Source organism: Pelosinus fermentans JBW45 (assembly GCF_000271665.2).
GTDB lineage: Bacteria > Bacillota > Negativicutes > DSM-13327 > DSM-13327 > Pelosinus > Pelosinus baikalensis.
Window position 1 is genome coordinate 3,888,175 of sequence record NZ_CP010978.1, and the last position, 20,658, is coordinate 3,908,832.

Consider the following 20,658-nt stretch of genomic DNA (forward strand, 5'->3'; position numbering starts at 1 on the left):
ACGCCCTTAAGGCGTGCTTTTCCCTTTATTCTTATACGTTATCCCATTATCTTACTAAATCATAAGTGACGCAAACAGGACGGCCTGTCCTCGGTTCCTTAACGATCTGTGCATCAATTTGAAAGACTTCTTTTAATGCATGAGGTACCATGACCTCGTCAGGCGTCCCATGACAGATGATACTCCCACCCTTAATTGCAATCATATAATCGGCAAAACGAGCCGCTAAATTTAAATCATGTAAGACCATCACAATGGTGTAGCCCTGCTTTTTATTAAGATCACGTAAAAGCTCGAGTACCTCCAACTGATGAGATAGATCAAGGTAAGTAGTAGGCTCATCAAGCAGAATAAGATCAGTCTGCTGCGCCAGTGCCATAGCAATCCACACACGCTGACGCTGCCCGCCGGAAAGGGTATCCACAGAACGATGTTCCAGTTCTGAAAGCTTCGTCACTTCCAGGGACCAGTCGATAATCTTTCTGTCGTTCAAGGCGAGCTTGCCAAAGCCCCGTTGATAAGGGAAACGTCCATATGATACCAACTCACCCACGGTCACCCCATGAGGAGCGGTAGGACTTTGTGGCAGAATCGCCATTTTTTTAGCAATTTCCTTAGTCGCGAGGGTTGTAATATCCTCTTCATTTAAATAGACCGCCCCCGTTTTAAAGCGCAGAATGCGCCCCACTGCCTTAAGAACACTAGATTTTCCACAACCATTAGGACCGATGATGGTGGTAATTTTCCCATAGGGGATTTTCATATCTAAAGCTTCTACAACGATACTTTCATCGTAGGCAATTGCTAAATTCTTTGTTGTGATACTATTCATTGATTACACCTGCTTTTTTAAATGAATGGCGACACTCTATCTTCCGCTTTTTGCTAGCAGATATAGAAAATAAGGTGCGCCCACAACTGCAACAACGATACCTGTCGGTATCTCCGAGGGCTGCACAAGAGTCCGGGCCAGTATATCAGATATGGACACCAGTAAAGCACCTGTTAATGCACAACACGGCAATAAAATCTGATGCCCTGGTCCCACGAGGCGACGTGCTAAATGGGGGGCTATCAGTCCAACAAAACTTATATTACCGCTAACGGCGACGCAAGATGCCGCCAATGCCACTGCAACCGCCAATAGTATCCTTCGCTCCCGTTCTACAGATACACCCAGACCCCAAGCAATTTCCTCACCAACACTTAGCACATCAAGAACCCGTGCCTTGAAAAATACATAAGGAACCAGTACTAGCAGCCATGGAAGCAGTGCTATGACAAACCTCCAACTAGCGCCCCAAATGCGCCCCGCCTGCCATACCGTGACAAAATTAAACTGACTCTCGTCCAGAAGAATAACCAAGACAATCATGGCAGCACTGATTCCCACCTGCATACCTACTCCCGTTAAAATCAGGCGCAGAGGGGATAATCCCTCTAGATTTTTATAAGCTAATAGGTAAATCAACACTGCCGCAAGGCCGGCGCCAATCAGTGCCAGAAAGGGCAGTGTGAATACAGAAAGGGCCGTTTTTGTTGGAAAAAGCAAAACAAATAGTACAACCATCAATCCAGCACCGGCGTTAATTCCTAATAGTCCAGGGTCAGCCAACGCATTTCTGGCTATTCCCTGAATGATGCATCCTGAAAGGGCAAGTCCCGCACCGACCAGCATAGCAATGATGATACGAGGCAGCCTGAAAGTAAACAAGACCAGATTTTCTTTGTCACTGCCACCTCCAAGTAGGATGCGTAGAAGATCATGGAACGTTAAGTGGGTATAGCCCGATTTCATGCTGAAGATGATTGAAAGAATCAGTAAAATCCCTAGTAGAAGCAGCACAGCAATAATTTTTGAGCTTTTTTTCTTCTGTTGCTGGCCCGTAGAACCCATCTACGCCTCCCTCCTTTGTTTACGTGCTAAGTACAGGAAAAAGGGGACACCGATGAGGGCGATGATGGCACCGATTGGTGTTTCATGCAGAGGATTAAGCGTTCGCGCACCCAGATCTGCCAACACCAGCAGCAAGCTCCCCAGCACTGCCGAGGAAGGAATGATCCAGCTATAGTCTACCCCTACCAAATAACGAGCAATATGGGGAATGATAAGACCAACCAAGCCCACAGGTCCTACCACTGATACAGAGGCTCCTGCCAGTACTAAGACAACAAGAGCGGCGGCGAGCTTTACAATGTTCACCCTCAGTCCCAGCCCCTGAGCAATTTCCTCCCCTAAGCTGAGCAGTGAAATGGAGCGGGAAAGCAGGATCGCTGCAAATAATGTTACTGCTATACACGGAAACAGGATGCGAAGCTGCTGCCACGTCGTACCCGCAACACCACCTGCAGTCCAAAAGGCTATATCCTGTGCGACACCAAAATAAATAGCAATGCCATGGCCGATTGCTGCCAGCAGCGCACTAACAGCAATTCCTGCCAACACCAGCCTCATAGGAGTGGCTCCTCCCCGCTGCAGGGAACTAATCCCATACACCAATCCGGCACTAATCGAGGCACCGAAAAAAGAATATAAAACGAGGTAGCTGTAAGATAGACCGGGCACAAAGGCAAAACAGAGAGACAACATAAAACTTGCTCCTGCATTAAGACCCATTAGACCGGAATCCGCCATGGGGTTCTGCGTGATGCCCTGCATCACTGCACCTGCCACAGCTAAAGCAGCCCCTACTAACGCACTTGCCAACACACGAGGCAGACGTAAATCCTGTATAATTAAATGCTGCATTGAACCGGGAGTAAAGTGTATCAGCGCGTCCCATGCAGCAGACAGAGGCATCTGCACCACGCCCTGTGTAAGGGAGAATGCCATGGATATCACCAGCACACAAAGTCCAATTGCAATTACTAAGAGTGCTCTCCAAGAGCGACCTGTTTTTTTTACAAAGGGATCTGAACGAACAGCGTCATTTGTTGAAACTTTCATCTATAACATCACCTCCATACCGTTTATTCAGCGCTTAGTAATTCTTATTAAGTACTGAATTGAGCGTGATGAAGACGACTGTATATTCCCTTTGCAGCTAACAGTTTTTGATGACTCCCTTGCTCTGCAATACCTTCTGGTGTAACTACGATGATACGATCCGCATTTTTAATTGTCGCCAGCCGATGAGCAATGACGAGAGTTGTCCGTCCCTTGGACAGCTCTGCCAGTGCTTTTTGAATTGCCATTTCCGTTTCCGTATCCAAAGCAGAGGTGGCCTCATCCAGTATTAGAATCGCAGGATTCTTAAGAAACATGCGGGCAATAGAAAGCCTCTGCTTCTGTCCACCAGAAAGTTTCACGCCACGCTCGCCGATAACGGCATCCAGACCGTCCGTTTGGGCACGGATAAATTCATCCATTTGAGACCGTACTACCGCATCCCAGATCTCTTCCTCTGTTGCATCCATTTTACCGTACAGGATATTTTCCCGAATGGTTCCAGCAAATAGAAATACATCCTGCTGCACAATGCCAATTTGCTGCCGGAGAGATTGGAGTTTAATTTTATTAATATCAACTCCATCAATGGTGATACTTCCTGATAATACCTCATAAAAGCGAGGTAACAGGCTGCACAGGGTAGTCTTTCCTCCGCCGGAGGGTCCTACAAAGGCTACCGTTTCGCCTGTGGGAATGAAAAGATCTACATTCTCCAGCACAGGACATTCTTCCTCATAGGCAAAGCTCACGTTGTTGTAGCGAATATTTCCTTGCAGCTGCGGTGCATCAATTGCGTCGGGTGCATCAACAATATCTGGGTGGATATCCATAATTTCCACAAAATTTTTAAATCCGGCAATGCCTTTGGGGATTCTCTCAACCAGAGTGCTAATCATTTGAATAGGACGGATGATGACATTGATGAGTAGAATAAAACTGAACATTTGCCCACTAGTCAACTCTCCTTGCAAAAAAAACCAGCTTCCTCCTGCTAACGCAAATAAAGATAGAAATCGCATAAGCAGGTAAGTAATCGCTGTGCTGGTGGTGAAGATCTTAAATCCTTCCATCTTGACCTTGTGGAACCATTGATTATCGGAAATGAACAGCTTTTTTTGATGCTCCTCATTCGTGAAAGCCTGCACCACACGGATGCCTCCCAGAGCATCCTGCAGCCGGGCATAAAAACAGCCTACGCTTGCAAACATCTGCCTAAAAGCACGGGTCATCTTTTTAGCGAAAACAAAGATGACCACCATTAAAAGCAGCAATAACAAAAGCGTCATCAGTGACAGCTTCCAGCTGATGGTAAACATCACTCCTAATGCACCAATCAGTGTGATGATGATGATAAACACATGTTCTGGTCCATTATGAGCCATGCTCCCCACATCCATTAGGTCATTGGAGATACGTGACATCAACTGACCAGTCCTATGGGTGTCGAAAAAACGGAAAGATAATTTCTGCATATGACTAAACAGCTCATTACGCATGTCGGTCTCTATATTGAGTCCTAGCATATTACCCCAATAATTGATCACAACATTAAGCCCCGTATTAATGATATAGACGCTTAACAGACCTGTACATGCTAAAAGTACCCAGTGCCAGTTGCCACTAGGCAACAATTTGTCCACTACTTGCGCGACCGCCAAGGGAAAAACCAATTCCAAAGCGGACATTATTACCGCACAGGAAAAATCTAATAAGAATAGCCCCTTGTAAGGACGATAATAACTAAAAAAACGACGAACCATTAAAATATTCTCGCTCCTTTTTCAAAAATAGCGCAACCATTATAATATAATTTGTCGTACAGATCTATAAGGTTGCTAATGACTCACTTTGCCAGAGTTTTGACAACGCTTTTAACTCCATACTCTGTCGCAACGATTCCCACTGTAAAGCCCGATCGATCTACGAAATAGACATGCCCTCCTTTCACTGCCTGTAAGGCACTCCATATGGAGTTGCCCTTCAAATCTTCAAGTTTTTTTTCAATACCCGGAACTTTCATTAAAAAGATATGATCAGGATTCAGTTCTGCCAGTCTTTCCAGGGAAATCCTCCCTGTTCTTTCCGGATAGCCATTAGGGGCATGCAATCCCAAACCACTTTGATCATCAAAATACGCGGGATAATTCTGCTTACCAAAGATACCAAACGAACCTTTATCTGCCAATGCTAAGAATGCAAATGTTTCCTCTTGATAGGGTAAAAGTTTATCTCGTGATTGAACAATCAGCCACTCAAGCTGCGCGATACGCGCCTCTGCATCCTGTTCTTTGCCAATCACTTTTGCAATCTCCCGCGGCACACTTCTCCAATCAAGGGAAAGCGGCTGTGTATCTAACAAGACAACAGGAGCAATCTTGGATAATTCATCATATATCTCTTCGTTATATCTTGTACCAATGATTAACTCAGGTTCAACATCAAGCAATTTTTCAAGATTAATACTGGTTTGGCTTCCCAAGTCAATTAGAGAATTCGCTGCCAGATACGGTTTTAGTGAATCCCATTGTGACATAACAGTAACTTGAGGTGCTGCAACAGGTGGTGCATTCAGTGCAAACATCGTTTCTACAAGCGGGAAAGCCACCATGGCAATTCGCTGGGGCTGCTTTTCAATACTAATTTTATTACCTTTTGAATCTATGTAAGTCCGAGGGAAATCTGCTTCTTTTCCCGGCATTTCACTACTGTCAGATGATGGTTTGGAGGCAATATTTGTTTTCGGCTGGTAGCTGCATCCTACTAATCCTCCCGTAACTATCCCTAATGACAGAAGTATTACAACTATTCTTTTCATATGCCTCCTCCGTTTATTTGCCGTCACATTTCTAGCATTGATAATGAAATTCGACATCACTACAGTACTATACCAAGTTAAAAAAAAAGTAGGAATAGACATATTCCTAAATTACCCCGTATTTTTTTCTAAAAAGTTTCGCAACGTACTAGGTGAGGTACCTGTACGCTTTTTAAAAAGCTTGCTAAAATAATAAGAATCAGAATAACCGACATAATCAGAGATTTCTGATACGGAGCAAGTTGTAGTGCATAGTAATTCTTTGGCGCGTTTCATCCGCTGTGATATTAAATATTCATTTGGACTCATCTTCACGTGTTTTTGGAACAAATAAGCAAATTGCTTACTGCTCAAACCATACTGCCCAGCTAATTTTGGAATGGTCAGCTGTTCCATGTAGTGATTGTCCATATATTCAATTGACTGCTCGACTAGCGACCGTCCACTTTCCTTTCCCCGATTTGTCGAACATGTCAAAACTTCATCCATGACACTTAAGAATAATGATTTCGCCCGCAGAGCCTGCAGGTTACTCGGCATTCTGCAGGTGTGGCAAAGTCTTTGCAGCATATCATTAATCCGCGGACTGTAGCCCGAGTCTAGTTCATAATGGGATAATGCGTAAGGAAATGTGTACTTTTCACTGTCAGGAATTTTATAGTGTATCAGCACAAATTCCCACGTTGACTCCCCAAGAACCTCTTTGTCCAACGTCATTCTAGGTCCTGCATGAAAAAATCTGCCGGGTTCCATTTCATAAGTCACACCCTCGAAAGTCATTCTTGCCTTTCCTCGCAAGGGAAAAATAATTCCTGAGGCTGCTGCAGTATAGGTTGCAAAACTTTTTCTGCCTGGTTCTATCACAAATCTACCCGCGTCGACAATATTAAATGATATCCGGGAAAAACCGTCTGCCATATCATCAATGTTAACCTTCATTGTACATGCTCCTCTTCATTAGAAATAAAATAATTACAGAATTATTTTTTATTGTTATCTATAAGAAACGAATTAACTCTATGCTTACAATGTTCGAAATACAATTATGACAATGAATATCATTATCATAATTGAATAAGCCCCAATTTGTCAATCAATCTCCCTTAAGAATACTGGGTTCAATGTTCATTTTTTAATATAAAATAGTATTCTCAATTAAAAACCACTGAAAAAAACACATGCTAACTTTGAAATATCTCCATTTACTTCAACTTTTTTACTTGGTATGATGGTAAATACATTGATTAATTTTCGATATTATGAAAGCATATCGCAGAAAGAAGGTTTGTTATTGAAAAAAATTGCTATCTATGGGAAAGGCGGTATTGGGAAATCCACGACAGTGTCCAATGTAGCAGCGGCTATGGCCTGTATGGGGCTCCGTGTGATGCAAATCGGCTGCGACCCTAAGGCTGACTCTACCCGCAACTTAACAGGTGGACAGTCCATTCCAACAGTGCTGGATGTTTTGCGGCAAAAAGGTGACGCCATGTTGAGCGATTTCTTAGTAGAAGGAGCTTGCGGCGTTTTTTGTGTGGAAGCCGGTGGACCAGTTCCGGGGGTAGGCTGCGCGGGGCGCGGTATTATCACTGCCTTTGAAAAACTAGCGGAATTAAACGCATTTGAACACTATAAGCCAGATATTGTACTTTATGATGTACTAGGAGATGTTGTTTGCGGTGGTTTCGCCATGCCGATCCGCGGGGGCTATGCCGATGAAGTCTGCATCGTCACCTCCGGAGAAATGATGTCGCTGTATGCCGCTGCCAATATCACTCACGCGGTCAAAAGCTTTGGAAAACGGGGATATGCCACACTCCGCGGGCTAATCCTCAATGCTAAAAACATTGATAACGAAGAATCCTTGGTTGCACAGGCTGCCAGTGAAATGGATACGCAGATTCTTTATCATCTCCCACGCGACCCACTGGTCCAGCAGGCAGAAGCACAAGGTAAAACTGTGACAGAGGCTTTTTCAGCTAGCCCTATGGCCGTGCATTATCAAACTCTAGCGGCTCTTTTATTGGAAGATTCACGCTAACTAATTTCAGTCCAATTTGAAAGGAGCAAGGATTGTGCCCGTTTTACATGACAACATGTTGACTCATCTAAAGAAATTATCCACCCTCCAGTCAAATAAGGGAGTTCATTTTCTAACTCCCGCTGCTATTCCAGGCAGTCATTGTCCAATGAACGCTGCAGCCCGTTTAGCTGGATCGATACAAGGGCTGTCCTCACTAATAATAGGCACACAAGAGTGTGCCTATTACAGTCGATTGGTTCTTCGAGAGCCTTATGGAAAAGCTGGAGAACTCCATTGGATGTATGTGCTCGATGCCAATGAAGTAGTATTCGGCTGCCGAGAGGGTTTGAATCAGGCGCTTATTGAAATGGATCAAGCAGGCACAAAGGCCATATTGCTGATCGTTACTTGTTTGCCAGACTTGATCGGCGAGGACATGGAAGCTATTATCCATGAGCTGCAGCCAAAACTAGCAGCGCGCCTTATTTCTATCTCTGCGCCTCATTTTGCCTGCAACGGTCACCCTTCTGGTATTTGGCGCACCTTAGAAGCTATGGCTGGCATTATGCAGCAATGTACTATTATTCCCCATAGTGCGAACCTCCTAGGTCTACACGCCGCATCTGCGTCAGAAATACCTCTTTTAACTTCCTTGTCTGCTGCCGGCGTGAAGCTGCGAGGCTTAGGACCAGACAGCACACTGGATGAGTTTCTCAGCGCACCAGATGCAGCTATTAATATTGTTCTGTCCCCTTATATGGCTCCCTTAGCAAAACGTATGGCCAATGACTTTAGTACCCCTTTTGTTTATTTGCACGATAAGTACAGCATAGATGATATTGATACGGCATACGCACGCATTGGGGAAATTTTAGATTTGGACTTCGGTGATGCTTTCACCAAAGGGCGAAACGCTTTGAAGAAAGCGCAGGAAAGAGCTGATGTTAACCTCAGCGAGTTAAGCTTTTTTGCAACCGATACATCCCTTGATCCCATTCCATTATCTGCTTACCTGTCCACCCAAGGCATGAAACCATTGCTGCTGCATATTGAAGAATTTTATCAGGAAGACAGGCAGTGGGCACAAGCCTTACATACCCAGGGACACGATCCCTTAGTGTGCCATCGGGTCAACAATTTGGCGGAAGTATCCGTGTTTGAAATGCTAAAACCTGCTTTTAACTTAGGATCTGTACCGCCCTCACTGAAACAGAAAATATCTCATGTTGACCAGCTGCATAAAATGAACGGCACCTTTGGTCATGAGCGAACCACCTGGCTGCTGGATAAAATAATGCAAGCGTTAGGCACGCCTGCAGCAGATTTGTCGAAAGAGGTGATGTAATGGGATTGCACCGTTTTCATCCTACGCCATCTGGACGCATGGGTACTTTGTGGGCACTTTCTAGTATACGTAATGCAGCACTAGTGGAGTTTGGTTCCATGGGACATATGCTCTATGGGCGGGCAACATTAAAAAGAATGGGGAAAGATCCAGATTGTAAACTGTATTCTACCCATATTAATGAAAGCGATATTGCCATGGGAGAAACCAATCGGCTGACGAGAGCGATTGCTGATATTGCTCTTAGGGATCAGCCTCGGGTAATTTTTGTGCTTCCCTCCACTATACCAGAAATGATTGGTACGGATTTATCTGCTCTGTGCAAGGAACTGCAAACCAGTTATCCCCATGTACGGTTGCTGCCCTTTGAGGCCGGTGGTTTCAATATCGAACTGCATCGTGGTGTGCAGGAGACTTTACTTTTGCTGGCAACAACACTGCCCCTGGATGTGCCGCCCACGCCAAATCCCACTTTTAACCTTATCGGGTCCTGCACTGACCTATTCCAGTTTAACGCAGACACCCAGGAAATTGTAAGAATGATGGAGGGAGCTTTCGGACTAAAGCCTTTATGTATAATGACTTCGGACACATCCGTCGAAGATATCGAGCACATGGGCGGCGCTCATATCAATCTGGTAATTCGCCGGGAAGGCTTGTCCGCTGCCTGCCATTTACAACAGCAATTTGGTACCCCTTTAGTCGAGGGTCGCCCCTACGGCATGCAGGGTACATACTCTTGGTTAGAGCAAATCGCTCAAATACTGGATAAGCCCATCAATCAAAGTTTTATTTTGCAAGAACAAGCTGAAGCACGACCTATTATGGAAATCGCCCCTGGCTTTTTCTCTCATCAAAAAAAAACCGTGAAATTGTCCATCGGCGGTCATGCCGATGTAGTTGCAGGAATCCTTACTTATGCCTGCAGCGAACTAGGACTTACCCCTGATCTGTGCTGGTGCGATAGTCCTGCCATGGCGACAGAAGATCTGCCCTATTGGCAGGAAGCACAGTGGTCACAAACTATAACTAACAGACATCAGGGGCTGCTCATGGCCAGTGGCGAAGTGCTGACGTGGGCCGGTCGCAACAATTTGGCGATGCAAATTGCCAATCCTAGTCGTGGATGGCAAATGTACCCCTATTCTCCACCGTATATGGGATTTCGCGGTGCAATGAATTTGGCGACCATGTGGATGAATGAAGTCGTACGAATACTCTAAATACAAAACTCCCCTCTACCATAATGGTAAAGGGGAGTTATTGTTTACTTCTTATTAGCGTTGAGCAGCTTACTTGCACCCTGATCTAAGAACCAAAATAGTTCACCATTTTTGGGTGTAATCATTTGAGATGGCAATCTCAAATGATCCTGAGGTCCCTCTAGCACCTCACACACAATTTGCGCTTTACTATCCCCCGTCACTAAAAATGCAACCGTCCTAGCCTGATTAATAAGGGGTGCTGTCAAGGTTACACGATGACTATCAAGTTCTGGTAAATACACATGACCAGTCCAATGTTTTTTTTCTTGTAATACAGAAGTGTTAGGAAATAAAGAAGCTGTATGCCCATCAGATCCTAAACCAAGAAAAATAAAATCCAATTGAGGCTCCTCTTCTGAAAAGGTCGATGCAATTACTTCTTCATATTCCTTGGCTGCTTGCTCAGGAGTTGAGTTGCACACAATGGGATGAATTTGTTGTTGAGGGATTGGCACATGATCTAAAAATGCCTTTCGGGCCATAAGCTGATTGCTGCGAATATCATCCGCAGGCACATATCGTTCATCCCCCCAATAGATATGTATCCCTTCCCAAGGTATCTGATCGGAGTAAGGAGGCTTTGCTAGCATTTCATATATTCTCTGTGGTGTTTGCCCGCCAGCTAAAGATACGGTAAACCGACCTCTTTCTGCTACTGCCAAACATGCCTTTTCTAAGAATAATTCAGCAACTGCGCTCCCCAGAGCATCTACATTCTCATATATTGTAATCATGTTTTTCTTCCTTCTTTTCTATCGAATTCTAAGCAGGCAGGAACCAACCATGTTCTTCCATCTTGGGTAATCAACTCTTCAGCAGATTTAGGTCCCCACTCACCCGGTGCATAATTAGGAAAATCTGCAGGAGAAGTCTCTTCCCAATGTTCTAATACGGACTCTAATACAGACCAAGCTGTTTCTACCTGATCATTTCTCATAAACAGCCCAGGATCGCCACGCACAACGTCTAACAGCAATGTTTCATAGGCTTCGGGAGAAGAAGACTGAAATACTTCCTGATAGGTATAATGCATTTCCACAGGTTTAATCTTCATCCCCGGTCCCGGCTCTTTTGCCTGTGTCCGCAGCATAATACCTTCCTTAGGCTCAATTTGAATCGCCAGGCGATTGGACTGCATGACCTTATCAGAAAAAGGATGATGTGGTACCGGCCTAAACTGCAGGGAGATTTCAGAAACACGACCTGGTAAATGCTTACCTGTACGCAAATAAAAAGGCACTCCCTGCCAACGCCAATTATCAATAAATAACTTCATTGCTACAAAGGTTTCTCTACCTGAACCTGCCGCTACATTTTCTTCTTCTCGATAAGCAGGTACTGGAAGACCGTCTACCACTCCCTTGCTATATTGACCCCGAACAGCAAATTTTTCTACCTCATCTTTGCCTATAGGACGAATCGCATTGAGTACATCCACTCTCTTGTTACGAACTTCATCAGCCTGAAAGGAAGTAGGAGGCTCCATCGCCACCAGGCACATTACCTGTAATAGATGATTCTGGACCATATCACGCAGGGCTCCAGCCCCCTCATAATAGCCCCCTCGCTTGCCGACACCGACTTTTTCTGCCACTGTAATCTGAACATGGTCAATAAAGCTGCGGTTCCAAATAGGTTCCCACATAGCATTGGCAAAACGAAACGCCAAAATATTTTGTACCGTTTCTTTTCCTAAATAATGGTCTATGCGATAGATCTGTCCTTCATCAAAGACACCTGTTAACACCTGGTTAACCATTCGGGCAGATTCCAAGTCTCTACCAAAAGGCTTTTCTATGACAATGCGATAGCTTGTTTTTCCGCGAAAAACCTCCTGCTGTCCTAACTGTTCCACAATTTCTGTAAATAAAGTAGGAGGAGTCGCAAGGTACAATACCTTATTAGCAGACTTATACCAGCCTTTTTTTAACTCTTCCAAAAGAAACCTATAGGTTTTTTCATCATGATAATCAGCTGCCATATAGGATATATTAGCTGCAAATTTTGACCAATCATCTTCCTTGCTTCTACCCCTGCGAGAAAATGCATCCACACCTTTGCGCAATTGCTGTCGAAACATTTCATCGTCGGACGCAGTACGTGCAATGCCAATAATGCAGAAAGGATCAGGCAATAAGCCATCAATAAATAAGTTGTAGATAGCAGGTATAATCTTACGCTGCGTTAAATCCCCAGATGCACCAAAAATAACAATTACAGTTGGCTCAATTTTCACATCAAGCATCATCTATGCCATTCCTCCATTCCTTTTATACAGGTTAAGAAATTATCCTTCATCTACTCTAACCTATTCATAACAGCAATTTTTTCTACTTTCGAATACTCTTCCAATATTATAATAATTCTTTATATTATTATTAAACTCCTTGTTCTCCAGTATTTTACCCAGATTATTTTAAAATCAGCCTTTAGTCCCTGTTTGTAAAAGTAAATGCATTTCAAAGGATTATCCGCTAATATAATACATATATATATATTTCTCGATAAATTTTTTATCTGTAAAAATAAGGAGCTTTTATGAAACTATTGCTGATTGAAGACGAACAACGGCTTGTTGAAGCCCTCTCTTATTTATTGAAGAAAAATGGCTATGCCACAGATATCGCTATGGACGGGGAAAGCGGCATAGAAATGGCTTTAACTGGCATTTATGATGTAATTATCTTAGATCGAATGCTTCCCAAACTTGACGGCATTTCCGTTGTACAAGAATTTCGTCACCGGGGCTTTGATGCTCCAGTCTTATTCTTGACTGCCAAAGATGCCCTTAAAGACCGAATCGAGGGACTAGACGCAGGTGCTGATGATTATCTGGTTAAGCCTTTCTCATCTGAAGAATTATTAGCAAGGCTAAGAGCCTTAGCTAGAAGAAAGACGAAAGAGCTTATCAATAAAACCATCACAGTATCAGGAATGATCTTTGATCCTTTGCGGGGTGAGGTTACCAAAGGTTCGGAAATTATTCAACTTAGTGTGAAGGAGTCCCTGCTATTAGAACTACTCATGTACAATCAAGGGCAGGTCATTACGAAAGAACGTATTTTCGAAAAGATTTGGGGTTATTATTCAGAAACTGATATCGCGAATGTAGACCTTTATATTCACTATTTGAGAAAAAAGCTAAACACAACCGCCATTAAAACAGTACGTGGTGTTGGTTATTTATTCGAGGAGAACTAGCATGTTTCACAAACTACGTCTACAGCTTGCGATTATTAACTTAATTATCATTGCTGCACTTTTTTTAATTTTAACAGTAGGTACCTATCTTTTTGCTGAAAACCAAATGAGAAATCGCGCCTTTGGCATGGGAATCAATTTTATATCTGACATACAAGCAGGCCTAATTAACGATATGCCGGATCGCGGTCCTCGGGATCAAGGTAGACATCCTCCTCATGACGAACCTCCTCAATCACCAAGGCAGCCATTAGAGCAACCACCAGAACATCCCCTTGTTTTTTTTGTTAAAACAGATGCTGACAATCAGATTTTTTTTACCTCCTCTACCCAACCTCTAGATTCCGCTTCTTTATCCACTCTTGTACAAGGAAGCCTACGCCAAAAAGAAACAACTGGAACGATTTCTTTGCAAGAAAGCTATTATTATTATGTAAAAACTCCCCTGCAAGACCAGTCGGGAATGATTGTCCTCTTTCAGAACTTTGATCATGAAAAGAACTTGCTTCACAGTCTCATCACGGCTTTAATCATCGTTGGCATCCTTTGCTTACTCTTATCTCTTGTCGCAAGCCTTTACATGGCAAATCGTGCTATGATTCCCATTTCCAGTGCCTGGGAGCAGCAAAAAAATTTTCTAGCGGATGTCTCTCATGAATTACGTACCCCATTAACTGTCATGCAGACGAATTTAGAAATCGTCCTTGACAATCCGGAAGGAACCATCGCCAACCAAAGTAAATGGTTGCATAATATTAAAGAAGAAACCGACGCTATGGCTAAATTAATAACCTCCTTACTCTTTTTAGCACGTGCGGATTCGCAACAGCCATTACTAGAAAAAAAGTTTTTTTCCCTAAGTCAATCGCTTCTTCGTTCAACGGAAGCACTCGCTCCTTTAGCTGCTGCCAAAGGGATTACCCTTGAGCTTTCCATTGCTCCCGAAATCCAAATTTATGGTGATGAAGGCTCTATGAAACAGCTTGTCAGTATCTTCTTTGACAATTCTATTCGCCACACCCCTTCTGGTGGCAAGATCTCCATATTCCTATCTCAATCCAAAAAAGAAATCACCTTCACTTTCACTGATACGGGAGAAGGAATTGAAAATATGCATTTAGAGAAAATATTTGATCGATTTTATCAGGTAGACAAATCCCGTTTTAAAGGCGGTACAGGGTTGGGACTTTCCATCGCCAAGCTAATTGTGGAAACTCATGGAGGCTCTATTAAAGTCTCCAGCCAGCTTACGTTAGGAACAAAATTCTGCATAAAATTACCCATATCCTGATTTAGGATATGGGTTTTATAACAGGAACGAACAATTGAACCACAAAGGCACAATGCCGCTGCTGCGGCACCCTTTGTGTCCTTTGCGTCTTTGTGGTTCCTTCATTTTATTTTTTATTACTTTAAAGTGTGTATATAATCAATAAGATCTTTAAATTGCGCACCATTCTTCTCAATTACTGGTTTAACGGCTTCTTGCCACTCCGCTACGTTGTCAACAGAAGTAATTGTAACGCCAGCAGCTTTAATCTTTGCGTTGGATTTTTCCTCATATTTAGCCCAGGATTCCTTTTCTGTGGCAACAGAAGCAGTGGCAGCATCTTGAATAATCTTTTGATCAGCGGGTGAAAATTTATTCCACATAGCTAAGTTCATCAGAAGTACTTCAGGAACACGCTGATGTCCATCTAAAATATAATTCTTCGCAACTGTATAGTGGTTTGCAGATTCAAATGAAGGCGCATTATTTTCTGCAGCATCAATTGTACCAGTTTGTAATGCTCCAAATACATCACCATATGGCATTACAATAGGATTTGCACCTAGAGCAGTAACCATCTCAAGGGTAATTGCACTTTGTTGTACGCGTATTTTTTGACCTTTCAAGTCGGCAAGCTTCGTAAGAGGCTTGCTGGAATAGAAGCTTCTAGCGCCAGACTCGTAGTAAGCCAATCCCATCATATTAGATGTTTGAAGGTCTTTTAGCAGTTGCTGCCCTTTATCGCTATTCAAAAATGCCCATTCTTGACTTGAGTCTCTAAATAAATATGGAAGAGCAAACAATCCCATTTGGGGGTTGAAGGAGGTAAGTGTAGCACTGCTAACTCTTGTCATATCAACTGTACCACCTGATTGAACCTGACTTACAACTGAGTTTTCATCACCTAATGTTCCGCCAGGATAAACTTCAACATTAATTCTTCCGTTTGAGGCTTGTTTAACAAGTTCTGCAAATTTCCTGTCACCGTCAGTTGTAGGATAGTCCGCTGGGTGAGCTTCAGCCAACCTTATAGTGACTTTTGCTCCTTCCCTCGCTTTTTCTTTTGAAGCACCTGAGCTACAACCTGTCAACAAAACAGCACATAACAGCGATAAGATTAGAACTGACAAACTTCTTTTCATTATTTTAGCTCCTTTTCTAATTTATAATTTTTAAATACTAAATGTATTTAACGCATGAAATGTGGTAAATAGAGAGATAATTGAGGAACGTAGATAATTACCATCAAACAAATAAACAAGATAACATAGAATGGGAGCATGTGCCTTACGGCTCTCCCTATCGGTGTATCTGTCAAGGCACACCCTATAAACAAAACAGCTCCATGGGGTGGAATCGTCAAGCCAATTCCTAGGCTGAGCATCATAATAATTCCGAAATGGAGAGGGTCTATATGCATGTTAAGTATAACTGGCTTTAAGATTGGTGTCATAATCATAATCAATGGTGCCATATCCATCGGTGCGCTCAGCAAAATCAGCAAGCAAGCTATGATAAACAATAGGATGAACGGGTTACTGGATATTCCTAATAGAAGGTGAGTAACCATATCTGGTATACGCAAGATTGTTAAAACGTAGCTAAATGCTGCAGAAGCTGCCATTAAGAAAAACACAAGAGAGCAGATTCTTAATGTTTTTAATATAATTGGCCAAAAATCTTTAATGGAAATATCTCTATAAAAGAAGAAAGTAATAATGAAAGCGTACAAGCAAGCAATAGCCCCCGCTTCAGTAGCTGTAAACCAACCTGTAAAAATGCCCCCTAGAATGATAACGCAAGTCATAATAGAAAATATTCCGTCAAAAATAACTTTCCCGTGTTCTTCCTTCGGTATTATTTCATTCACTGTGTAACCATTTCTAATAGCTAGAAATCGACCAGCAATCATTAAGATTGCACATATAACAAAACCAGGAAAAACACCCGCTAGAAAAAGAGCATTGATAGACGGAGCAGCTGCGCCATAAGCAAGAGCATACAAAATCAAATTATGACTTGGTGGAACAACAACACCTTGTATAGAAGCAGAAATAGTAAGGCTTGTAGCAAATTCTTTGCTATAACCTTTTTTTACCATCTGTGGGATCATAACAGTACCCACAGAAGCCATATCAGCAGCAGCTGAGCCGGAAATGTTGCCAAACAATAGGCAAGCAAGGCAGTTTACCATAGCAAGACCACCCTTAAATCGGCCAAAACCTAGCAATGCGAACCGTATTAATCGTTTCGCTAGCCCGCCTTCACCCATAATTTGACCAGCCAAAATAAAGAACGGAATGGTAAGTAACGCATAGTTATTAAGGCCATCTATCATTTTGTGAGAAATTAACTCAAGGCCAAAATCCTCCATTAAAAAAACAACTAGTGTAGAGGCGACAATACACAACGAAATTGGCACTCGTATCAGCATTAACCCAATAAATGTTATTGTAAGAACAATTATTTCAATAGTAATATGATCCATCAATGCCCACCCAATCCTTTATGTCTTTTTAAATCAACACCAAAAAATTGAAATATGCCATAGAACAGAATAAGGACACCTGATACGGGTATTGCGAGAGTTCTATAGGCTATAGGCAAATTACCCATGGTAGGAATAGTTTGACCAAAGTCGTTTATCATAAGCTTTGTTCCATAAACAATCAATATTAATGAAAAGACAATTTCAAAAATCGAAATGAGCTTTTCAATATAAAAATTTGATTTTTCGCTAAATTGGATAGAAGTAAAAGCAAGGTGTATTCTTTCCCGAAAGCCCATCGCAATGCCCAAAAATGAAAACCATATCAGTAAGAATATTGTGATATCTAAAGACCAAGTCGGTGTATAGCTGAACAATTTTCTGACAAACACTTGAAAACATACAATCACGATCATTATTAGCAACATTATTTTTGATAATTCTTCAAAAGCCTTATCGATAGATAGCAGTAAACTTGATATCCACTTTACTCCATTTTTTGGAATTTGCGTGGGTTCTTTTGAATCTGCCAAAATATCAACTCCTCATATATAATTTAATACCAATTCTTACTAAACAGTCCTTATTTCATCCGGTGTGAGGAAATCTTGCCGTATTGGTGTGAATACATCGATCAATACTGAGTCATCCTCCAAAGAAACAACTCCATGCAAGACATTCTTAGCAGCATAATAGCTATCCCCCTGCTTAGCAATTTTAGTTTCGCTGCCAACCGTAATTTCAAAACTTCCCTTAACGACATAGCCTATTTGCTCATGTTCCGAATGGCTGTGAGGGACCCCTATGCTTCCTTTTGCAAACTGAAATTCTACTAGCATAAGTTTGTCCTCTGCAACTAGTACTTTGCGTGACGTTTTATCACCAATATCTTTTCCTTGTAGCTCTTGGTTTGTAATAATCATTAAAATCCTCCTTTAGCGCAGATAACATCCATGATGAATTGCCATAATGCGTCTTTCCCTTTAAAGTATATCTGAAATTTTTTCCATTGTATTGACTGAATATTGTGGTAAAATGTTGTTGTATTGTTATTCTTAACCTGGGAGTGGTAAACTTGCCGACAATGAGTGATTTTGATTTTGATTTTGAGCTCAATGCAAATCCTCACCAATTTATCCACCAGCATACTACCTCATCTCAAAATACTTGGGATAAATTCCATTCCCATCCCGGTATGGAGTTTATTTATGTTCTGCAGGGAGAAGGGTCCGCGATTATCGATCAGAATATCTATCCATTTAAACCAGGATCACTTATGTATTTTCAGCCCTTTCAGTTACATAGGGTAAAGGCAGATATACCAGAAAAAACATTTTACATCCGATCAAAATTACTATTAGAACCATCTATTATTGATTCTTATTTACAAAAATTTACTGCTTTATATCGTTTTTTTCAACACCTATGGCATAGTAATCTAAACTGCCAAGTTATCCAAGTGACAAATTCTTCCCAATTTGAAACTCTATTTACACTCTATGGATCTCGTTATAAGCAATTGGAAATTACAGAAGACTTTGCTTTATTCTTCCTGCTTTTTATAACGACGGTAAAAGATCAATGGAATGTCCAAAATCAAATGGAGAGAGAGACGCAGCTTCGTCATATCCACTATGCCGAATATGTTATGAGATGGATTGATGCAAATTATCATGAAGAATTTACATTAGAATCTTTAGTAAAGGAACTTCATCTTTCACGTTTTCATATATCCCACTTATTTCGTAAAGCTACGGGAAGTAGCATCACAGAGTATCTAACCTATCGTCGTTTACGAGAAGCTTCTTTTTTATTGCGGACAACGTCTTTACCTTTACAGGAAATATGCAGTAAAATTGGCATTGGCAATATTTCGTATTTTTGCCAATTATTTAAAAGAAACATCGGCGCTACACCTTCTCAATACCGAATAAAGCAATAATTTACTTTTACCCTTTTAGCCACCAGATCACAGAGAAAAAACAGTACCTTAGCGGCACTGTTTTTTTATTTTTTATGGAAATAGGACTCGGCGACAACTAAAGCACCATTTTTTACCTAGAATAACAATATCCGTATCGCAAAAACTACAACCGAAAAGAATAGGTAGCGATATGGAAGGATGACAACCGTTAAGATGGATCTTAGTATCATAATTCCTACTTTTAATGAAAGAAATAACGTTAGGATCATTGCTGAGAAAATTACTAATCTATTACAAGGAAGTAATTGTTCCTTTGAAATCATTTTTGTCGATGATAGCCTTGATGACACACCTGTCATTTTAGAAGAACTCTGTCAGAAATATAAGGAAGTAAAATATATTCACCGCCACAATGAAAAAGGCTTAGCATCTGCAGTTGTTAAGGGTTTTTTACATTCTCAAGGCAATCAGATCATTGTTATGGACGCTGATCTCCAGCATCCTCCTGAATTACTCCCTTTGATGATCAAACGACTAGGACGTTATGATGTTGTCATCCCTAGCCGCTTTGTTGCTGGCGGCTCAGATGGCGGCTTAAATATAGTACGCAAATTAATCTCAGGGGTTGCCAGGGGAATTGGTTATGTTTTTATAAAAAAGCTGCGCTGTATTTCCGATTCTACTAGCGGTTACTTTGGTTTTAAACGAAGTGTCATTGAACAAGTGCAGTTAAATCCCATCGGTTGGAAGATACTTATTGAAATTCTGGTAAAAGGAAGATACCAAACCGTACATGAAATTCCTTATTCTTTTGTGGCGCGGGCAGCAGGAACATCAAAAATGAATTTGAATGAGCAATTCAATTATCTAAAACACATCGGGCAACTTATGATGTATCACCCTGAACATCGTAAATTTTATTATTTTTGTATGATTGGAACCTTAGGAGTCTTTATCAACTTATCATGTTTACATTTTTTTCTGCATTTCCTTGGAATGGAAGAATTAACAGCTTCGGTTTATGCCTCCTCCATTGCCATGCTTCATAACTTTATGTGGAATCACAAAGTAACCTGGAAAGAATGTAAACAACAAACTTTATGGAAGCAAATGATGCAATTTCCTCAGTTTGTATTAATCTGCAGTGTGGGTATCGCCATTACCACCTTATTTACCCAAGCATTTCTCTTTCTAGGGTGGAATATCTATGCCGGTCAGCTAACAGGTATTACCGTATCTATCCTCTGGAATTTTTCTGCTAATAGCAAATGGACATGGTCTGCTACTTATTCACAAATCAATGCTGATAAAGAAAAATTAATTGTAACCCAAGAATTACCTAGTAAAGAAAATTGTATGCAAGTAGAATTTTAAAAC

19 protein-coding genes are annotated in these 20,658 nt (G+C 41.7%); 7 read left to right on the plus strand and 12 right to left on the minus strand.

The window, feature by feature from the left end; all coding sequences use genetic code 11:
• Window positions 1-46 precede the first annotated feature (46 nt).
• The 6 genes from JBW_RS17260 to JBW_RS17285 all read right to left on the minus strand — a co-directional run bounded on the left by JBW_RS17260 (window position 47) and on the right by JBW_RS17285 (window position 6,704).
• Entirely contained in the window at window positions 47-832 is a 786-nt protein-coding gene (locus JBW_RS17260; RefSeq protein WP_007956018.1) for an ABC transporter ATP-binding protein, read from the minus strand.
• A gap of 36 nt (window positions 833-868) precedes the next feature.
• Window positions 869-1,897, minus strand: coding sequence for a FecCD family ABC transporter permease (locus tag JBW_RS17265; protein WP_007956019.1), 1,029 nt, complete (start codon window positions 1,895-1,897; stop codon window positions 869-871).
• The gene (locus tag JBW_RS17270; protein WP_007956020.1) at window positions 1,898-2,947 is read right to left on the minus strand and encodes a FecCD family ABC transporter permease; all 1,050 of its coding nucleotides are present in this window, start codon (window positions 2,945-2,947) and stop codon (window positions 1,898-1,900) included. It lies immediately after the preceding gene.
• Between the two features lie 47 nt (window positions 2,948-2,994).
• Window positions 2,995-4,710, minus strand: a complete 1,716-nt coding sequence (locus JBW_RS17275; protein WP_007956021.1) for an ABC transporter ATP-binding protein — start codon at window positions 4,708-4,710, stop codon at window positions 2,995-2,997.
• A gap of 83 nt (window positions 4,711-4,793) precedes the next feature.
• The gene (locus JBW_RS17280; RefSeq protein ID WP_007956026.1) at window positions 4,794-5,765 is read right to left on the minus strand and encodes an iron-siderophore ABC transporter substrate-binding protein; all 972 of its coding nucleotides are present in this window, start codon (window positions 5,763-5,765) and stop codon (window positions 4,794-4,796) included.
• A gap of 111 nt (window positions 5,766-5,876) precedes the next feature.
• The gene (locus JBW_RS17285; RefSeq protein ID WP_007937114.1) at window positions 5,877-6,704 is read right to left on the minus strand and encodes a helix-turn-helix domain-containing protein; all 828 of its coding nucleotides are present in this window, start codon (window positions 6,702-6,704) and stop codon (window positions 5,877-5,879) included.
• Window positions 6,705-7,056: 352 nt separating this feature from the next.
• Between JBW_RS17285 and JBW_RS17290 the strand changes: the two genes are divergently transcribed.
• The 3 genes from JBW_RS17290 to JBW_RS17300 are packed head-to-tail and all read left to right on the plus strand — an operon-like array spanning window position 7,057 to window position 10,356.
• Window positions 7,057-7,806 (plus strand): AAA family ATPase, encoded by a 750-nt coding sequence (locus tag JBW_RS17290; RefSeq protein WP_007956028.1) that lies wholly within the window; start codon window positions 7,057-7,059, stop codon window positions 7,804-7,806.
• Window positions 7,807-7,840: 34 nt separating this feature from the next.
• Window positions 7,841-9,133, plus strand: a complete 1,293-nt coding sequence (locus JBW_RS17295) for a nitrogenase component 1 (protein WP_007956030.1) — start codon at window positions 7,841-7,843, stop codon at window positions 9,131-9,133.
• Window positions 9,133-10,356 carry a nitrogenase component 1 gene (locus JBW_RS17300; protein ID WP_007956032.1) on the plus strand — a complete coding sequence of 408 codons (1,224 nt, stop codon included), beginning with the start codon at window positions 9,133-9,135 and terminating at the stop codon, window positions 10,354-10,356. The genes JBW_RS17295 and JBW_RS17300 overlap by 1 nt, the downstream gene beginning before the upstream one ends.
• 44 nt (window positions 10,357-10,400) lie before the next feature.
• Here JBW_RS17300 and pgl read toward each other — a convergent pair whose 3' ends face one another.
• Both pgl and zwf read right to left on the minus strand, forming a co-directional pair.
• On the minus strand, window positions 10,401-11,132 hold the full coding sequence (gene pgl, locus JBW_RS17305) for a 6-phosphogluconolactonase (protein WP_007956033.1): 732 nt from the start codon (window positions 11,130-11,132) through the stop codon (window positions 10,401-10,403).
• Window positions 11,129-12,646, minus strand: coding sequence for a glucose-6-phosphate dehydrogenase (gene zwf / locus JBW_RS17310; RefSeq protein WP_007956035.1), 1,518 nt, complete (start codon window positions 12,644-12,646; stop codon window positions 11,129-11,131). The genes pgl and zwf overlap by 4 nt, the downstream gene beginning before the upstream one ends.
• 290 nt (window positions 12,647-12,936) lie before the next feature.
• On the opposite strand from zwf, the gene JBW_RS17315 reads away from it, so the two are divergent.
• Both JBW_RS17315 and JBW_RS17320 read left to right on the plus strand, forming a co-directional pair.
• Window positions 12,937-13,599 carry a response regulator transcription factor gene (locus tag JBW_RS17315; protein ID WP_007956037.1) on the plus strand — a complete coding sequence of 221 codons (663 nt, stop codon included), beginning with the start codon at window positions 12,937-12,939 and terminating at the stop codon, window positions 13,597-13,599.
• A gap of 1 nt (window position 13,600) precedes the next feature.
• Window positions 13,601-14,890 carry a sensor histidine kinase gene (locus JBW_RS17320; RefSeq protein WP_007956039.1) on the plus strand — a complete coding sequence of 430 codons (1,290 nt, stop codon included), beginning with the start codon at window positions 13,601-13,603 and terminating at the stop codon, window positions 14,888-14,890.
• A gap of 116 nt (window positions 14,891-15,006) precedes the next feature.
• Here the strand turns inward: JBW_RS17320 and JBW_RS17325 are convergent, their stop codons facing one another.
• Genes JBW_RS17325 through JBW_RS17340 form a run of 4 tightly spaced genes read right to left on the minus strand, consistent with a single transcriptional unit; the run spans window position 15,007 to window position 18,280 of the window.
• Window positions 15,007-16,011 (minus strand): TRAP transporter substrate-binding protein, encoded by a 1,005-nt coding sequence (locus tag JBW_RS17325; protein ID WP_007956041.1) that lies wholly within the window; start codon window positions 16,009-16,011, stop codon window positions 15,007-15,009.
• Between the two features lie 47 nt (window positions 16,012-16,058).
• On the minus strand, window positions 16,059-17,357 hold the full coding sequence (locus JBW_RS17330) for a TRAP transporter large permease (protein WP_007956050.1): 1,299 nt from the start codon (window positions 17,355-17,357) through the stop codon (window positions 16,059-16,061).
• The gene (locus JBW_RS17335) at window positions 17,357-17,890 is read right to left on the minus strand and encodes a TRAP transporter small permease (protein ID WP_007956052.1); all 534 of its coding nucleotides are present in this window, start codon (window positions 17,888-17,890) and stop codon (window positions 17,357-17,359) included. The genes JBW_RS17330 and JBW_RS17335 overlap by 1 nt, the downstream gene beginning before the upstream one ends.
• A 39-nt stretch (window positions 17,891-17,929) precedes the next feature.
• A complete protein-coding gene (locus JBW_RS17340; RefSeq protein WP_007956054.1) occupies window positions 17,930-18,280 on the minus strand; it encodes a cupin domain-containing protein in 351 nt (116 codons plus the stop codon).
• 161 nt (window positions 18,281-18,441) lie between these two features.
• Between JBW_RS17340 and JBW_RS17345 the strand changes: the two genes are divergently transcribed.
• A complete protein-coding gene (locus tag JBW_RS17345) occupies window positions 18,442-19,299 on the plus strand; it encodes an AraC family transcriptional regulator (RefSeq protein ID WP_045820704.1) in 858 nt (285 codons plus the stop codon).
• A gap of 180 nt (window positions 19,300-19,479) precedes the next feature.
• Window positions 19,480-20,655: a glycosyltransferase gene (locus tag JBW_RS17350; protein ID WP_235333923.1), complete on the plus strand. Its 1,176-nt coding sequence runs from the start codon at window positions 19,480-19,482 to the stop codon at window positions 20,653-20,655.
• Window positions 20,656-20,658: the final 3 nt, after the last annotated feature.

Excerpts from the sequence above, each read along its gene's own strand:
- JBW_RS17265 (WP_007956019.1), bottom strand. The coding sequence starts at position 1,897 with ATGGGTTCTACGGGCCAGCAACAGAAGAAAAAAAGCTCAAAAATTATT.
- JBW_RS17280 (WP_007956026.1), bottom strand. The coding sequence starts at position 5,765 with ATGAAAAGAATAGTTGTAATACTTCTGTCATTAGGGATAGTTACGGGA.
- JBW_RS17270 (WP_007956020.1), bottom strand. The coding sequence starts at position 2,947 with ATGAAAGTTTCAACAAATGACGCTGTTCGTTCAGATCCCTTTGTAAAA.
- JBW_RS17330 (WP_007956050.1), bottom strand. The coding sequence starts at position 17,357 with ATGGATCATATTACTATTGAAATAATTGTTCTTACAATAACATTTATT.
- JBW_RS17300 (WP_007956032.1), top strand. The coding sequence starts at position 9,133 with ATGGGATTGCACCGTTTTCATCCTACGCCATCTGGACGCATGGGTACT.
- JBW_RS17350 (WP_235333923.1), top strand. The coding sequence starts at position 19,480 with ATGACAACCGTTAAGATGGATCTTAGTATCATAATTCCTACTTTTAAT.
- JBW_RS17275 (WP_007956021.1), bottom strand. The coding sequence starts at position 4,710 with ATGGTTCGTCGTTTTTTTAGTTATTATCGTCCTTACAAGGGGCTATTC.
- JBW_RS17345 (WP_045820704.1), top strand. The coding sequence starts at position 18,442 with ATGAGTGATTTTGATTTTGATTTTGAGCTCAATGCAAATCCTCACCAA.
- JBW_RS17315 (WP_007956037.1), top strand. The coding sequence starts at position 12,937 with ATGAAACTATTGCTGATTGAAGACGAACAACGGCTTGTTGAAGCCCTC.
- JBW_RS17285 (WP_007937114.1), bottom strand. The coding sequence starts at position 6,704 with ATGAAGGTTAACATTGATGATATGGCAGACGGTTTTTCCCGGATATCA.
- JBW_RS17320 (WP_007956039.1), top strand. The coding sequence starts at position 13,601 with ATGTTTCACAAACTACGTCTACAGCTTGCGATTATTAACTTAATTATC.
- JBW_RS17325 (WP_007956041.1), bottom strand. The coding sequence starts at position 16,011 with ATGAAAAGAAGTTTGTCAGTTCTAATCTTATCGCTGTTATGTGCTGTT.
- JBW_RS17260 (WP_007956018.1), bottom strand. The coding sequence starts at position 832 with ATGAATAGTATCACAACAAAGAATTTAGCAATTGCCTACGATGAAAGT.
- zwf (WP_007956035.1), bottom strand. The coding sequence starts at position 12,646 with ATGATGCTTGATGTGAAAATTGAGCCAACTGTAATTGTTATTTTTGGT.
- pgl (WP_007956033.1), bottom strand. The coding sequence starts at position 11,132 with ATGATTACAATATATGAGAATGTAGATGCTCTGGGGAGCGCAGTTGCT.
- JBW_RS17340 (WP_007956054.1), bottom strand. The coding sequence starts at position 18,280 with ATGATTATTACAAACCAAGAGCTACAAGGAAAAGATATTGGTGATAAA.